General features: G+C 61.8%; 17 protein-coding genes and 1 tRNA gene. 6 read left to right on the forward strand and 12 right to left on the reverse strand.

All coding sequences use genetic code 11. The annotated features are described in order from the left end of the window. The first annotated feature begins 165 nt into the window (after positions 1-165). The 3 genes from ACTS2Z_RS00855 (at position 166) to hflX (ending at position 2,706) form a co-directional block, all read left to right on the forward strand. On the forward strand, positions 166-1,020 hold the full coding sequence (locus ACTS2Z_RS00855) for a D-amino-acid transaminase (protein ID WP_442571344.1): 855 nt from the start codon (positions 166-168) through the stop codon (positions 1,018-1,020). 100 nt (positions 1,021-1,120) lie between these two features. After that, positions 1,121-1,381, forward strand: a complete 261-nt coding sequence (gene hfq, locus ACTS2Z_RS00860) for an RNA chaperone Hfq (RefSeq protein WP_442571345.1) — start codon at positions 1,121-1,123, stop codon at positions 1,379-1,381. Then, a complete protein-coding gene (gene hflX, locus ACTS2Z_RS00865; protein ID WP_442571346.1) occupies positions 1,378-2,706 on the forward strand; it encodes a GTPase HflX in 1,329 nt (442 codons plus the stop codon). The genes hfq and hflX overlap by 4 nt, the downstream gene beginning before the upstream one ends. Here hflX and mazG read toward each other — a convergent pair. The 10 genes from mazG to ACTS2Z_RS00915 all read right to left on the reverse strand — a co-directional run bounded on the left by mazG (position 2,703) and on the right by ACTS2Z_RS00915 (position 10,732). Beyond that, the gene (gene mazG / locus ACTS2Z_RS00870; RefSeq protein ID WP_442571347.1) at positions 2,703-3,527 is read right to left on the reverse strand and encodes a nucleoside triphosphate pyrophosphohydrolase; all 825 of its coding nucleotides are present in this window, start codon (positions 3,525-3,527) and stop codon (positions 2,703-2,705) included. The two genes, hflX and mazG, sit on opposite strands and share 4 nt — an antisense overlap. 60 nt (positions 3,528-3,587) lie before the next feature. Next, on the reverse strand, positions 3,588-4,334 hold the full coding sequence (locus ACTS2Z_RS00875) for a glutaredoxin family protein (protein ID WP_442571348.1): 747 nt from the start codon (positions 4,332-4,334) through the stop codon (positions 3,588-3,590). A 38-nt stretch (positions 4,335-4,372) separates the two neighbouring features. Next, entirely contained in the window at positions 4,373-4,867 is a 495-nt protein-coding gene (locus ACTS2Z_RS00880) for a methyltransferase family protein (RefSeq protein ID WP_442571349.1), read from the reverse strand. An 85-nt stretch (positions 4,868-4,952) separates the two neighbouring features. Further along, complete coding sequence (locus ACTS2Z_RS00885) at positions 4,953-5,813, reverse strand: MBL fold metallo-hydrolase (protein ID WP_442571350.1); 861 nt, start codon at positions 5,811-5,813, stop codon at positions 4,953-4,955. Next, on the reverse strand, positions 5,810-6,598 hold the full coding sequence (locus ACTS2Z_RS00890) for a TatD family hydrolase (RefSeq protein WP_442571351.1): 789 nt from the start codon (positions 6,596-6,598) through the stop codon (positions 5,810-5,812). Before ACTS2Z_RS00890 ends, ACTS2Z_RS00885 begins: the two co-directional genes overlap by 4 nt. Before the next feature lie 18 nt (positions 6,599-6,616). After that, complete coding sequence (locus tag ACTS2Z_RS00895) at positions 6,617-7,660, reverse strand: DNA polymerase III subunit delta' (RefSeq protein WP_442571352.1); 1,044 nt, start codon at positions 7,658-7,660, stop codon at positions 6,617-6,619. Beyond that, positions 7,657-8,295 carry a dTMP kinase gene (gene tmk / locus ACTS2Z_RS00900; protein ID WP_442571353.1) on the reverse strand — a complete coding sequence of 213 codons (639 nt, stop codon included), beginning with the start codon at positions 8,293-8,295 and terminating at the stop codon, positions 7,657-7,659. Before tmk ends, ACTS2Z_RS00895 begins: the two co-directional genes overlap by 4 nt. A 9-nt stretch (positions 8,296-8,304) precedes the next feature. Beyond that, positions 8,305-9,450, reverse strand: a complete 1,146-nt coding sequence (locus ACTS2Z_RS00905) for a D-alanyl-D-alanine carboxypeptidase family protein (protein ID WP_442571354.1) — start codon at positions 9,448-9,450, stop codon at positions 8,305-8,307. Positions 9,451-9,539: 89 nt separating this feature from the next. Next, on the reverse strand, positions 9,540-9,959 hold the full coding sequence (locus ACTS2Z_RS00910) for a septal ring lytic transglycosylase RlpA family protein (RefSeq protein ID WP_442571355.1): 420 nt from the start codon (positions 9,957-9,959) through the stop codon (positions 9,540-9,542). 239 nt (positions 9,960-10,198) lie between these two features. Beyond that, the gene (locus ACTS2Z_RS00915; protein ID WP_442571356.1) at positions 10,199-10,732 is read right to left on the reverse strand and encodes a response regulator; all 534 of its coding nucleotides are present in this window, start codon (positions 10,730-10,732) and stop codon (positions 10,199-10,201) included. A 149-nt stretch (positions 10,733-10,881) separates the two neighbouring features. Here ACTS2Z_RS00915 and ACTS2Z_RS00920 point away from each other — a divergent pair. Continuing rightward, positions 10,882-10,971 (forward strand) — tRNA-Ser (locus ACTS2Z_RS00920). 116 nt (positions 10,972-11,087) lie between these two features. Next, positions 11,088-11,882: a hypothetical protein gene (locus tag ACTS2Z_RS00925; RefSeq protein WP_442571357.1), complete on the forward strand. Its 795-nt coding sequence runs from the start codon at positions 11,088-11,090 to the stop codon at positions 11,880-11,882. Between the two features lie 87 nt (positions 11,883-11,969). Here the strand turns inward: ACTS2Z_RS00925 and ACTS2Z_RS00930 are convergent, their stop codons facing one another. Continuing rightward, complete coding sequence (locus tag ACTS2Z_RS00930) at positions 11,970-12,875, reverse strand: LysR family transcriptional regulator (protein WP_442571358.1); 906 nt, start codon at positions 12,873-12,875, stop codon at positions 11,970-11,972. Between the two features lie 90 nt (positions 12,876-12,965). On the opposite strand from ACTS2Z_RS00930, the gene ACTS2Z_RS00935 reads away from it, so the two are divergent. Then, positions 12,966-14,156, forward strand: a complete 1,191-nt coding sequence (locus ACTS2Z_RS00935; RefSeq protein WP_442571359.1) for a hypothetical protein — start codon at positions 12,966-12,968, stop codon at positions 14,154-14,156. Positions 14,157-14,203: 47 nt separating this feature from the next. Here the strand turns inward: ACTS2Z_RS00935 and ACTS2Z_RS00940 are convergent. Then, on the reverse strand, positions 14,204-14,861 hold a 658-nt coding region (locus ACTS2Z_RS00940), incomplete at its 5' end, for a LysR substrate-binding domain-containing protein (protein ID WP_442571360.1).

The raw sequence follows: 14,861 nt of genomic DNA on the forward strand, positions 1-14,861 counted from the left end.
GCTGGCGCAACGCTCGCCAATGCCGGTCCGCTTGCAGGAGCTGCCTATGGCGAGGTAGGGGCAGGCGGCCTGATTATCGCCTCTATCCTGATGATTCTCGGTCGCATCGAAATTCTGCCGCTTGCCGCGGTTCTGTTCCTCATTTTCAGCGGAGACTGATTGCCGATGGCCCGCATCGCCTATGTGAACGGCCAGTACCTGCCGATCGATACGCCCGCCGTGCAGGTGGAAGATCGCGGCTATCAGTTCGCCGACGGCATCTATGAGGTCTGGCTGGTGCGGGATGGCGTATTCCTCGACCATGCCGGTCATCTTGCCCGCATGAAGCGTTCGCTCGGCGAGATCCGCATTCCCCAGCCCATGAGTGACGTGGCCCTCGATATCGCCCTGCGCGAGACCTTGCGCCGAAACCGGCTGACAGATGCGCTGGTCTACCTGCAGATCACGCGCGGTGTGTCGAGGCGCGATCATGCCTTTCCGGCAGGCACTATCCGTCCCAGCGTGGTGATCACGGTGCGTCCGGCACCGCGCGCTCCTGTCTCGGCACGCGCAGAAGCCGGAATTGCTGTCATCACACAAAAGGACCTCCGCTGGAAGCGGTGTGATATCAAGAGTATATCGCTGCTACCGAATGTTCTGGCGAAGCAAGCCGCGCGTGAGGCCGGCGCCTTTGAGGCCTGGCTGGTCAATGAAGCGGGAGAGGTGACCGAAGGCAGTTCCAGCAATGCCTGGATCATTACCGGGGAGGGGCGCCTCGTCACGCGGGCAGCTGACGAAACCATCCTGAATGGCATCACCCGCCAGCGAATTTTGCGCATCGCGAAAGCGCAAGGCCTCGTCTTCGAGGAACGTCCCTTTACGGTCGACGAAGCGCTTGGGGCAAGAGAGGCCTTTGTCAGCTCGGCAACCTCCATGGTGATGCCGGTCGTCAGCATTGATGGCCGTCCGATTGCCAATGGTGCGCCGGGATCGCTCGCCAGCGCTCTAAGGGCGTCCTATGAGGCAGGTGAGGAGAGCTAGGCTCGTGTCTTGCCCCAACCCCATTGCAGGCAGCGGCAACGCCCGCTACCTATGACTCTTGTGTGTGATGTCCGGGTGTTCCGGACCAAGGTGGACGGTCATGTCGAACGATAAAAAACAGAACCTTCAGGACGTGTTTCTCAATACGGTCCGCAAAAGCAAGACGCCGCTGACGATCTTCCTCGTAAACGGGGTGAAACTGCAGGGCATTGTCACCTGGTTTGACAATTTCTGTGTCCTTCTGCGCCGCGACGGCCAGGTTCAGCTTGTCTACAAGCACGCCATCTCGACCATCATGCCGAGCCAGCCGGTTCAGCTCTTCGATGGCAATGAGGATGGCCCCGACGGGGATCACGATTGACCGAAACTGCCACGGCAAACGATAGCGCGCTGATCATCCATCCTCTGCCTCCGGGCGTGGACACCAGCCGGGCCGATGCCCGCCTTGAGGAAGCTACGGGTCTTGCCATAGCCCTCGGCCTGATTGCCGCCGATGCCATCATTGAGCCAGTGCGCAAGCTGGAAGCCGGCACCTTTTTCGGCAAAGGCAAGCTGGAAACCCTGCACGAACGGATCGAATCCCTCGGTGTGAAAGCGGTCATCATCGATACCGCTCTTTCGCCTGTTCAGCAGCGCAATCTTGAAAAGCGCTGGAATGTAAAGGTGATCGACCGCACCGGCCTCATCCTTGAGATTTTCGGTGAGCGGGCCCGCACTCGCGAAGGGCGGCTGCAGGTCGAACTCGCGCGCCTGACCTATGAGCGCTCGCGCCTTGTGCGGACATGGACCCACCTGGAACGCCAGCGCGGGGGCAGGGGCTTCCTTGCAGGTCCCGGCGAAACCCAGATCGAGACCGACCGGCGCCTGCTAGCCTCAAAGATGGCCAAGCTGCGCCGCGAGCTTGAGCAGGTCAAACGCACGCGCGCGCTGCACCGGACCCGCCGTCAGGCGGCTCCGTGGCCATCTATCGCGCTGGTGGGTTACACCAATGCCGGAAAATCAACCCTGTTCAACCGGCTGACGGCGGCGGGCGTGCTGGCGAAAGACATGCCCTTTGCCACACTGGATCCCACGGTGAGAGGGGTGCGGCTGCCATCCGGGCGCCGGGTGCTCGTCTCCGATACGGTCGGCTTCATCACCGACCTGCCGACCGAGCTTATCGCCGCCTTCCGCGCGACACTGGAAGAGGTGCGCGAAGCCGACATTCTCGTGCATGTCCGCGATCTGTCGGACCCGGATAATGAAGGCCGCAAGGCCGATGTGGAAAGCGTGCTGACCGCGCTGGAGTGCGGGCCTGCACACGGCCAGCCACTGGTCGAGGCCTGGAACAAGATCGACCGCCTCGACGAGGAAGCCCGCGACGATGCGCTCTGGGCCGCGCGCACGGCGTCCGGAAAATCCAAAATGCCGGTGCATCCGGTATCAGCCGTCACGGGCGAGGGCGTTGCGGCGCTTATGGCAGCCATCGACGAAGCCCTCGGCCGCGATGACGAGCACATCGTCATGGAGCTTGAACCCGGACAGGACGAGGTGTCCGCCTGGCTGCACGAGCACGGCGATGTCGTGAGTGAGCGGCGCGATTCCGAGACCGGTGCCGTTAGAATCGAAGCGCGCCTGTCAGGGCCCGATGCCGGGCGCTTCCGCGCCCGGTTTTCCAGCCTGCTGAACGCCCATCTGGAGGCCTAGCGGCCCGATCGCTCTGCGTCCTTCACCCGGCCCCATTCGGCTTCCATCTCGTCGAGGCTCGCGGCTCCGACCTTATTGCCTGAGGCTTCCAGGCGGCTCTCTACCGAGCGGAACCGGCGCTCGAACTTGGCATTGGCCTCGCGCAGCGCATCTTCCGGGTCAACATCAAGTTTGCGGGCCAGATTGGCGCAAACAAAGAGCAAATCACCAACCTCCTCCTTGATGTTAGCCGTGTCGTTGGCCGCAAGGGCCTCGCGCAGTTCACGCGCTTCTTCCTCGAACTTGTCGAGCACGCGCGCAGCGTCCGGCCAGTCAAAGCCGACACGGGCCGCACGCTTGGTCAGCTTCAATGCCCGCAGAAGCGCGGGCAGGGCGACCGGAATATCGGCGAGGGCAGAGGGGTCGGGATGCCGCGCGGCGCGCTCGGCCGCTTTCTGGGCTTCCCATGCACGCGTCTGTGCCTCTGCATTGCGTGTTTCGGCGCCGGCAAAGACATGCGGGTGACGCCGCTCCATCTTTTCGGCAATGGCGGCCGCTACATCGTCAAAGGTGAAGTGGCCGGCTTCCGATGCCATCTGGCTGTGAAAGACGACCTGAAACAGGAGGTCGCCCAGCTCCGACCGCAGATCGGCCATGTCCGCGCGTTGAATGGCATCAGCGACCTCATAGGCTTCCTCAATGGTGTAGGGCGCTATGGAGGCAAAATCCTGTTCCACATCCCAAGGGCAGCCCGTTTGCGGATCGCGCAGGCGGGCCATGATCGCCAGCAGGCGTTCAAGAGGTGAAGAGTCGGGCAGGGTGAGGGCGCCAGTATCGGTCATCGGGCAGTCTCCGGGTCGATGACCCTTTCATGGGCTGACCCGCCGGGAAAATAAACCCGGCTAGCCTTGGGCCAGGACATACGTACTCAGCGGCATCCAGATCGCCATGGCAATCATGATGAGATTCTCGGTCAGGGAGACAAAGCCCAGGGGAACGCGGCTTTCGCCACCCATGCACGCGCATTTGAGCTCCCGTCGGTCGATGTAGACCGCCTTGAACACGGAAGCCGCGCCAATCGAACCAATGAAAAGGGCGACCGGTGAAGCCAGCCAGACAAGGCTGCCTGATAGCATCGCCAGCCCCGCGCCGGTCTCGGCGAACGGGTAGATGCGCCCATACGGCACGTAGCGGCGTGCCAGCAGGTCGTAATTGAGAAACATGGTGGAGAAGGATTCGATATTGGTCAGCTTCTGCAGTCCGAGCAGCACCATGGCAATGGCCACAAAATGTTCGCCAAGGCGCAGCTGGAAGGGTGTTCCGTCCATCCGCCAGCCAATGGCAAAGGCGAGGAGAGCCGCCACTGAAAAGAGGGCAATAACAGGTGTGTAGCTGGTTCCACCAGTCTTCTGGCCAAAATGGCGCCGCAAATCCTCGTACCCGCCTAAACGCTCACCCTCGATGAAGGTTTGCGGGGTAGTCTTTACCCCATGCTTTTCCTTGAAGGCGTCCGTTTCCTCGCGGCTCTCGAGCCGGTGGTCCTCGACTTCAAATCCCTTGGAGCGCAGAAGGTGGCGGCTTTTCAGACCGTACGGACACAAATGTCCCGGCATATCCATGCGATAAAGTACGGCTTTCGGATTCGTCATGGCTGTCTCCCTGGAGACGGCTTATCAGTTGCGGGCTTTCAAGGTTCAACGCGTCCCGGAGGGATCTGTATCCATCGGCCGACAGCTGAACGGTATTTCGCAAACGCGTCACCGAAGATAGCTTCCAGGGCGCGTTCTTCTGGCTGTATCTGAAACCGGTCTATGAAGAGGACAAACGCCGTAAGGCCCAGCAACCCGGCCGGGTGGCCGAGGATCAGCGTCCAGCCCGCCAGCACCGTCGCCATGCCGAGATACATCGGATTGCGCGTCCAGCGATAGATCCCGCCGGTGACGAGGGCGGTGGCTCGGTCTGGTCTGAGTGGGCTGACCGTCGTTCGGGCGCGGCGGAATGCGATTATGCCCGCCAGTGCAATCAGTATGCCGGCACAGATCACGAGAGCACCGGCAGGCCGTTGACCGGCGAAAGCCAGCTGGAAGGACGGGGTAGAGTGCGCGAGACCCCAGCTGGCCAGTGCAGACAGGAAACATACCAGCGGGGGCGGAATACGGTTCTCCAGAAATCGGATGGTCATGCGCCTTTGGTCTCCGCGTACGGTCATTCATAAATGTCGCATAATAAATATTATGAGAAGCGCGGTGGTGCAGGAAACTGAAAGATCAGGGTTCATCCATGGCAACCAGGTCACCGGTTCGCTCATCAACGATGACCTTCAATCCGTCATAACCCGGCCGAACGCCTTCGCGGCAGCGGGCGAGCAAGCTTCGATAGTCGAGATCGATATGCATATTGGTCAACACGGTTTGTGCAACGCCGCAGCGTTCTGCCCAGGCCAGTGTCTGCTCCAGATGGGAGTGCGATGGATGCGGCTTGTCCCGCAACGCATCTGCAATCCACAGGCTGATGCCAGAAATGGCATCGAAGGCGGCATCCGGCATGGCTTTAACATCTGGCGTATACGCGACCGGTCCGAAGCGCAGCCCGCTACAAGGCGTCTGGCCGTGATCGACGGAGAAGAAACGGCCCTCAAGCCGCCCTCCAGCGCCATCCACGCTGAATCTGCCATCCGGAGGCAGCACGACAGGCTCAAGTATGGGCGGGTAGCCAGACCCTTCAGGTGTCTCGAAAATATAGCCAAAACGGTGATTTAGGGCTTCGAATGTGAAGTCCGCCATGAAGGTCAGCAATCTCGCGCGGCGGCGGTAAACAATCGCGCGCAGATCATCAATGCCATGCGACTGGTCGGCATGATCATGGGTGAACGCCACGCCATCGAGGTCGCGGACGCATTCGCGCAGCATCTGAAAGCGAAAATCCGGCGATGTATCAATAATTAGCCGGGTAATCGCGATGCCATCCGCGAATGCACTTAGTGACTCTGCGCGCTCGACCAGCAATGAACATCTTGTCCGGTAATTGCGCGGCTCGGCCGGGTCGCAATCGCCCCAGTCGCCATCAATGCGCGGCACTCCGCCTGAAGAGCCGCAGCCGAGAAGCGTGAGGCGCAGCAGCCCGCTCATCCGGGCACCTTGATCCGGTCGAACAGGGCCAGGCAATTTTGCGTCGTGCGCTCCTGCGCTTCCTCTATTGTCCAGCCGCGCAGTTCGGCCAGCTTTTCAACCACATGGGGGAGAAAAGCCGGTTCGTTACGCGAACCACGATGGGGCACTGGCGCCAGATACGGGCAATCGGTTTCCACGATCACCTTGTTCTCAGGAATGATGTCGCGAAAGATTGCGCGGACATCGTCTGCCTTCTTGAAGGTGATGATGCCAGAGGCAGAGAACCACACGCCAAGCGCCGAGGCCCGGCGCGCCAACGCCTCTCCGCCCGTGTAGCAATGGAGAAGCGCCTTGAAGGCCCCCTTCCCCATTTCCTCTTCCAGCAGGTCGGCCATGGCTTCGTCGGCGTTGCGGCAATGCAGGATGATCGGCAAGCCGGTGATGCGGGCGGCCTCGATATGCGCCTTCAGGCTCGCCAGCTGTTGTTCGAAGGGGCTGTAATTGTAGTGGAGATCGAGACCGGTCTCCCCGATTGCCACCAGCTTCTGATGACCGCCCGCAAGCGCCAGCAGGCCGTCAGCGGTTATATCCGGCTGGTCCTTCGCGTGATGGGGATGCGCGCCGAGCGTACACCACACATCCTCATGGGCATCGGCGATGGCACTGACCGCGCCGAACTCATTCAGCCGGCAGCAGATCGCGATGATGGGCGACACGCCAGCCGAGCGAGCGCGCTCAAGCACAGCGCCGAGATCCTCGCCATAGGCATCGCCGTGAAGATTGGCATGGGAGTCGATAAGCATCAGGTATCCGGATTGTGTTCAGCTGACGGTCTGGCGCGCTGCACCGTCCAGCACGGTGAAGGCCGCTAGCAGGCTCTGCCGGGGGTCGAGATACAGGGTTTCCGCCTCCCGCGCGAGGCTGGTAACGCGGCGTGACGCATCGGCCCATTCGCCAGCCGCAACGGCGTTTCCGGCGCTGGCGGCATGGCGTGCGCGGGCTGCAGCCTCGCCTGCCATCATGTCGAACAACACCGCGCGCGTCTGTTGGCTGTCAGTGCCGGTAGCCTTTCCGATCAGGCTTTCGACTTTTCCCGGATCAGCACGTCCTGAAGATCCCAGCGCCGCTACCAGCTCGCGTTGCAGGCCGGCAAGACCGCTGACCCCGAACGCGAGCGCCCTGCCCGGCGCGCCCTTGGCAAGCGCAGCGAGAACCCCCGCGTCGTCACGGTCCACGCCGTGGACGTTTCTCAGCCAGTCTGCGCACGCATCGATAGCCACCGGACGAAGATCGAGACGGCGGCAGCGTGACCGGACAGTCGTCGGCAAACGGCCAGGCGTCGTGACCACAAGAAGCAGAAGCCCACGCTCGGGCGGCTCCTCAAGACTTTTAAGCAAGCCATTGGCAGCATTGCGATTCATCTCGTCAGCGCTGTCAATTATAGCGACACGCCACCCTCCTTCGGCCGCCCGGCGGGAGAAGAAGGCAGGGATGCGCCGCGCCTCATCTATGGTGATTTCGCCTTTCAGGCGCTTGCGCTGCTCGTCATAGGGCCGGCGCACGAGCAGCAGGTCCGGGTGGGACAGCGCTTCCATACGCCGGTTGACCGGATCATCAGACTTTGCTGCCAGAGGCGCAGACGGATCCGCAGCCACGCCCAGCACCCGGCGCGCCATGCGCCAGGCAAGGGTCGCCTTGCCCACGCCTTTCGGGCCGGTGATCATCCAGGCATGGTGCATCCGGCCTGAACGGATTGCGGCGGCAGCGGCGGTCTCAGCCTGTTCATGACCGAACAGGCTGTGGACATGGCGCGGATGCGGCAGACCCGGTTCGGCATCGGCTTCGGGAAGCGCCTCTTCGCTCATGACTTCAATCCCAGCCGGTCGTCAATGACGGCAAGGGCGCTCTCGAGCACGCGCTCCTTTGGCTCTCCCGCATCCAGAACCACGCAGCGCTCCGGTTCTTCCCGTGCGATTTCAAGGAATCCCTGCCTCAGGCGCTGGTGAAAGGCGAGTCCCTTGCTTTCAAAGCGTTGCTCCGCCCCACCGCGGGCACCGGCACGGTCCAACCCGACATACGGGTCTTCCATATCGAGAATGAGCGTCAGATCAGGTGCAAAATCGCCCAATACCAGCCTGCGAAGGCTGGTTAGCGTCTCCCGCGCAACCCCGCCTGCGGCGCCCTGATAGGCCGTCGTGGAATCGAAAAAGCGGTCGCAGATCACCCAATGCCCGGCCTCCAGTGACAGCCGGATACGGCGCTCCACATGATCATGACGGGCGGCGTATAGCAGCAAGGCTTCCGTCATGGCTTCCCAGCGGTCTGCCTCGCCCTCCACCAGCAGCTTGCGGATTTCCTCTGCACCGCGCGTGCCGCCCGGCTCACGTGTGCGGTCAACGGCGATACCGCGCCGCGACAAAGCCTCCTCAAGCCCGGCCGCCAGAGTCGACTTGCCCGTCCCCTCCCCGCCCTCCAGCGTGATGAAGCGTCCGCGCGTCATTCCGGCCGGTCAGCCGCTGACCAGATTGACCAGGGCGCTCAGTGCCCGCGATACCATCCCTTGGCGCGGCACATCGCTCGCTGCTTCCAGCGGAAACTCGCGGGTGCGACCATCGGGCATCGTGATCACCAGACGGGCAACTGTATCGCCCTGCGCGACGGGTGCCATCAGCGGACCTTCATAGACGATCTCGGCACGCATCCGGTCGCGTTCACGCCGGTGCATGGCAGCCCGCACCGCGCCTGTCGTTCGCAGGGCGACTGTGCGCGAAGTTCCCAGATAAACGTCTGCCGTGCCGATTTCCTCCCCGGCTTCGGCTAGGTCGGCCATGACGAAATCGGAGAAGGCGGCCCGCATAAGACGCTCGGCCTCATTGGCCCGTTCGCGCATGGACTGGGTACCGTTGAAAACGATGATCCGGCGCTCGCCATTGCGCTCCGCCGAGGCCGTAAGGCCATAGCCCGCTTCACTCGTATAGCCAGTCTTCAGACCGTCAGCGCTGTCGACAACGCCAAGAAGCGGGTTGCGGTTCGCTTGCGTGATGCCGTTATAGGTAAAACTGGTTTCGCTATAAAGATCATAGAATTGCGGAAAGTTCGTGATGATATGCGACGCTAGTCGGGCAAGGTCCGCGGCCGATATTTCATGCCCTTCAGCTGTCAGACCGGTGGAGTTCCGGAAGCTCGCCGTTTCAAGCCCCAGCTCGCGCGCCCGCCGCGTCATCATGTCGGCGAAGGCCTCTTCGCTGCCACCGAGTGCTTCGGCGACCACGATGCAGGCATCATTGCCAGATTGAACGATAATACCGCGAAGCAGGTCTGAAACCCGCGCACGGCTGTTCACATCGAGAAACATGGTGGAGCCGCCTGACGCCGAACCACCTTCGCGCCAGGCCCGCACGCTGACCGGCAGCTCGTCGTCGAGCGAGAGTGTTCCCGCTTCGATTGCCTCGAACACCATCAGAGCTGTCATCAGCTTGCTCATGGATGAGGGCGGCATGGGCTGATCGCCATTTTTCGAGAACAGGATCTCGCCTGTCTCGTAATCCATGATCACGGCATGGCTGGCAGAGGTTTCAAAGACGGGATCCTGCGCAGCAGCAAGACCACTGAACAAGATGAGAAAACCGGCGAGTGCGGCGGTCAGACGGGCCATGGCGGCTCTCCACGCAGGCGATCAGGACAGGATGTCCCATAAAACCGTGCGCCGCGCCGCACGTCCAGACGGGGCACACACCCGGCGCGTCAGTCAGATGCTGTCTGATTGCGCCCTTGCCCGCTGGCCGGCGCGCCGCGACGGGGCAAGATACCCGATATCGCCGCCCGGTCCCGGGGATCGGCCGGGCCAAATGCCTCGACGCGAACTTCGGCCAGACCGTCTTCCAGCATGCCGAGCACCTGGGCTGCTGCACGGCTCAGATCCACAATACGTCCGCTGACATAAGGGCCACGGTCATTGATCCGGACGACAACGCTGGCGCCGTTATCCAGCCGGGTGATACGGGCAAGGCTGCGCAGCGGCAATTCCGGATGGGCCGCGGTAAACGCATGCATGTCATAGACTTCGCCGCTGGCCGTCAGACGCCCGTGAAACCGCTCGCCATACCAGGAGGCCAGCCCGGTCTGCGTTGCTCGTGGCGTTTCTGCAGTTGGGTCAGATGTCATGCCTCCGGCAACCGGCAAGGCCGTGACTGCGGGTACAGGAGCAGCGATCGCGCCCTGGAGCTCCGGCTCCCCCGCCGTCTGGGAGCAAGCTGCCAAAGCGCACACTACCAGGCCAAGCGCCCCGCGGGCAGCTGAATGCAATGAAACCAAGCCTTGCCCTCCTGCCCCATGCCCGCCGGAGGGGAAGTCAGTAGCAAGCGATCGGGCAGACGGCAATTGGCAGGAAGGCGCCACAGTGCTCAGGCCGCAGCGCCAGTCTCGTCCTGCTTGGCCTGACGCTTCTCAGCGCCGTTGAACTCGAAGTCCTTATGGCGCCGCCGGTCAGGACCAGTATAGCTCTTCGACCGGATGAAGGGGCGCGGCGCATTGATCACTTCCGCGATACGGTTCCAGAGGTCGCGCGCCGTCACCGGCTTTACACAGACCTCGGTAACGCCGGCATCACGCGCCGCCATCACGCGCGAACGCTCGGTGAACCCTGTGATCATGATGATCGGTATCATCTGCTGGTTATGGTCGCGACCCGTACGCACGAGACGCGTGAACTCGATCCCGTCCAGAATCGGCATGTTGTAATCGAGCAGAACAAAATCGTAGGAGCGCGTGCGGATAAGCTCCAGCGCTTCGACGGCGCCGCGCACCTCGTCGACATGGCGAATACCGAAACTGTTCAGTACCGTGCGCAGAATGGAGGCCATATGCGTGTTGTCGTCCACCACAAGGACCCGCAACACTTCCAGCCGCCGTCTCTGCCCCGTATGGGCTTCAGCCAAGGTACACAACTCCACCCTGTTTCCGTTCTCCAGATAAACCCGGATGACTAAACAAACGGTTGCGGACATGAACTCTGCTGCAGCAACGCCATGCGCTGTGGCGCGCAGGCTTGCCGGAGTGTGACAAAGCCGGTTAAACGATCCGCGTCGGAGGGGTGGCCGAGTGGTTTAAGGCACCGGTCTTGAAAACCGGCGTGCGGGAAACCGTACCGTGGGTTCGAATCCCACCCCCTCCGCCATTTTTCCGATGTATTTCCTGCCGCAATGCTCCCCAAACCCACCGCCTTCCGGCAGGGCTCATTTGCTTTGCAAGCCTGGCGATCTGTAGCATCGTCCTCCCGACTGGAGGGGCTACATGTTGAAACTGCGATTTGGGGCACTGACAGCACGCCAGGCACGCAACCTTCGTCACTGGGCGATGGAGCTCGTCGTCGTGGTCGTCGGCGTGATGCTGGCCTTGTGGGCGAGCGAGTGGGTGGTGTCGCAGCGCGAAGCGCGCCTGCATGACGAGACACTGGAGCAGATCGACGCGGCGATCGAGCGGACGCTGGCCGTAAGCGCCGCCCGCGTTGCGACGGCAGATTGCCTCAGAAGCCGGATCGGTGAACTGGATGCCGCTCTGCTGGTAAGCGAAGGCGAATGGGAGGCCATGCCGCTGACCGGGCTTCCCGAAGAAATGACGCGCTCCTTGTACTTCCCGATTACCTTCCTCGCTGACGGCGTCGAGGTTCCGGTCTCTCTTTTTGAACTTGCCGAAGACAATGGCACCATGGCCGCCCTTTCACCGGAAGACCGTAGCTATTATCAGGCCGTGCGCCAGGAACTGATCTGGATAAACGAGAACTGGCGAAATGGCTGGACCAATGTCGCTCCGCTGGCGCTCCTCGGACGCGATGGATATTTCGACGCGGCAGCCCGTTTCGACATGCGCAGATTGCTCGCCGCGTTTGACATGGAAAACCATATTTCCGTCACCCGCGCACGGTCACTTGCGCGTCTGGTTGAACAACGCGGCATTGCGCCCGGCGCACTACGCGAGGAGGTTTTCGCGGACCGGTTCAGCGCGGCCCGCCAAAGGCTGGGCAGCTGTGTAACGCAAGTCGATCTCGTAACCCTTGAACCCATTGAGCCAGCAGTACCGGGGTCTTGAAACGTTTGAAAAAAGTAGTCTCTCTCGCCGGGATCGAATGGCTTCACGGTGAAGATTAGACCGCACCTGATTCACAACCGCCTAGAACTAGATCAGCCACGGCTTCAGCGCAGCGCACAGTGCATCAAACACCGCACGGCGGGACCGGCTCAAACGTACATCCTCAGTCGTTACCAGCCAGACTGGAAAGCGGGTCAGCTCGATATCGGGAAGAAGGCGAACCATGTGGCGATCCGTTCGCCCCAGCCAGTGGTGGCCGGTTCCAATCCCCAGCCCTGCGGCCATAAGAGCATGACGATGGCGAAGATCATCCGACCGCAGGCTGGAGCGAAGCATGTCAGGAGAAATCCCCAGACGGGCCGTCGTTACACGAACGATCTCCTCATCCACCGGAAGGATAAGCCGGTGGGCGGCAAATGCCTCCAGCCCCCTCGGGATTCCATAAACGTCCAGATAGGCTTTTGAAGCAAAGAGGCCGAGGCCTATCGATCCCAGCTTCTGCGCGATCAGATCAGGCTGAACCGGATCGGTCAGCCGGATCGCAATGTCGGCATGGCGCCGTTGCAGGTCCTGAACGATGTCGGAGGGATCAATCTGGATCTCTACCTCCGGCAGCGTGTCCAGAATGGCTGGCAACAGGTGCGGCAAAAGCCGGTCACAGATCAGAGTGGGCGCCGTTATGCGGACAATCTGTCCGTCCGGGGCATCAGCAATGCGTGTGAACGCCTGCGACAGCGACCGCACGGCCGCATCCACATCACGGGCCTGTTCCAGAATGGTTCTGGCCGCCGGGACGGGTTCCAGCCGTGTGCCCCGGCGATGGAACAGCACCTCGCCGCACAGCGCTTCCAGTTCCCGTATCTGGCGCCCGATAGTCGGCTGCGTTGTCCCAAGCCTGCGCGCTGCAGCGCTCAAGGTTCCTGCCTCTGCAACGGCAACAAAGGCGCGGATCAGGCGCCAGTCCAGGTCGGCGTTTTTGGTATCGCTATTCATACATGAATGCATGATTGGCATACACAAAATGTCAATATGCATGATTTTGGCCGGCGCTAGGCTTGCAGCATCAAGGACGGAGGCAAGTCGATGGCCGACACCGGGACCCGCGCCAGCCGGCGCGCATTTCTGACAAAGGGGCTGGCAGGCGCTGGCATGGTGACAATCGCCGGCACGGCTGCGGCTGGTTGGCGAATAGTCGATGCCGGCGTGTTTCCTGCCGATACATCCCCCTTCGAGCCTTGGAAAGCACTTGGCATGGCCAGCCAGGGCGATCCGTCTGCTCTGGCCGCCGCTGCAATCCTCGCGTCGAACCCGCACAACACCCAGCCCTGGACCTTCGAGCTGGCTTCTGACCGCTGCGTGATCGAAGCCGATACCACCCGCCATCTGGGTGCCTTTGATCCCTACCGGCGCGAAATGTGGATCGGCCTTGGCGCGGCTCTTGCCAATGCCGAGATCGCCGCGCCAGCGTTCGGCTTTTCCGCAGGCAGACCTCGCCTTGAAGCACTCGGCGCCAATGGTGCCGGACGGATTTTCGTTCCGCTCACCCCTGCCCCCGCGATGCAGCCCAGCCTTTTCGATGCAATCCCCAACCGGCGCACCAATCGCGCACCCTATGACGGCGAGCCTGTACCAGAGGCACAGCTTGCGGCCATAGAGGCTCTTGCGGGCGAGACGGACGGCGCTTCGCTGGAGGTGTTTGACCGCGACACGCCGCGCGGACAGGCTTTCATTGACGGTACGCTGGAAGCGACGGCGGCCATCAATGCTGACGCACAGATGAGCCATGACGGACATGTCTGGTTTCGGGGCAATGCCCGCGAAATCGCCCGCCACCGGGATGGCGTTTCGGTGCCTACGGCAGGCCTCTCGCCAGTGATGAGTTTCATGGGTCAGTTGCTGCCTGAGCCCGATGCCGCGAGCTCGGGTCAGTACTGGCTCAACTCCACCCGTGGACAGCTCGGCACGGCCGGCGGGTTTGGCGTCATCACGATTGCGGACGCCTATGATCGTGCCGGCCAGTTGGCTGCAGGCCGCCTTTGGCAGCGTCTGCACCTGGCGCTCACCCATGAAGGGTTGGCCGCCCATCCGCTCAATCAGCTCCCGGAGCTGGTGGACCGCGATCGTCAACTCGGCATCGACCGGGGCTGGAGGGAAAGGCTCTCGGCACTCACGACAAGCGATGGCGATATAGTGTTCGCCTTTCGCTACGGGAGAGCACTCCGGCAAGTGCCACGCTCGGCCCGCCGCCCATTGGAATGGGTTAGCGGTTCATAGCGGCACCTACATTCATCACTGCAGGGTTTGGACAAGTTTGCACCCACTTAGCTGGTGCCTTCTCTGTGACGCAGTGCATCGATGACGACCTCGAAGGCAGGCAGCTTCTGGTGCTTGCTCGGATAGTAAAGGTGATAGCCGGCGAATCTTGGCGACCAATCGTCCAGGAGGAGGATCAAGCGGCCCGCATCGATATGGCTGCGCACCATGTCTTCGGGCACATAAGCGATGCCGTGGCCGTCACATGCTGCGTCAACCATGGTCTCATCATCATTCACCGTCAGACGGCCCTGGACCCGGACGCGGACATCCTTTCCATCCTTCGCAAACTCCCATGCATAAAGCCCACCCGCCTCAAACCGCCTTTTAATGCAGGTATGGTAGAGAAGATCTTGAGGAAGACTTGGTAGCTGGATTTGCTCTAGGTATTTCGGTGACGCCACGGCAACTAGACGCCAGTCCGGGCCGATGCGCACGGCAATCATGTCATTTTCGATGCTTTCGCCCAGTCGGACTCCCGCATCGAAACCGTCGCCGACAATATCGCGAAAGCCACTATCAACACTCAGTTCCAGCGATATATCGGGAAAATCACCGAGTATAGGGCTGAGCTTACGCCATACGAGACGCCGTAGCGCATGATGTGACAGGGTCAGGCGCACCGATCCTGCCGGCTTGTCGCGCAGCGACATTAGAGCCGCGATC

It is taken from the genome of Glycocaulis sp. (assembly GCF_052168375.1).
Lineage (GTDB): Bacteria > Pseudomonadota > Alphaproteobacteria > Caulobacterales > Maricaulaceae > Glycocaulis.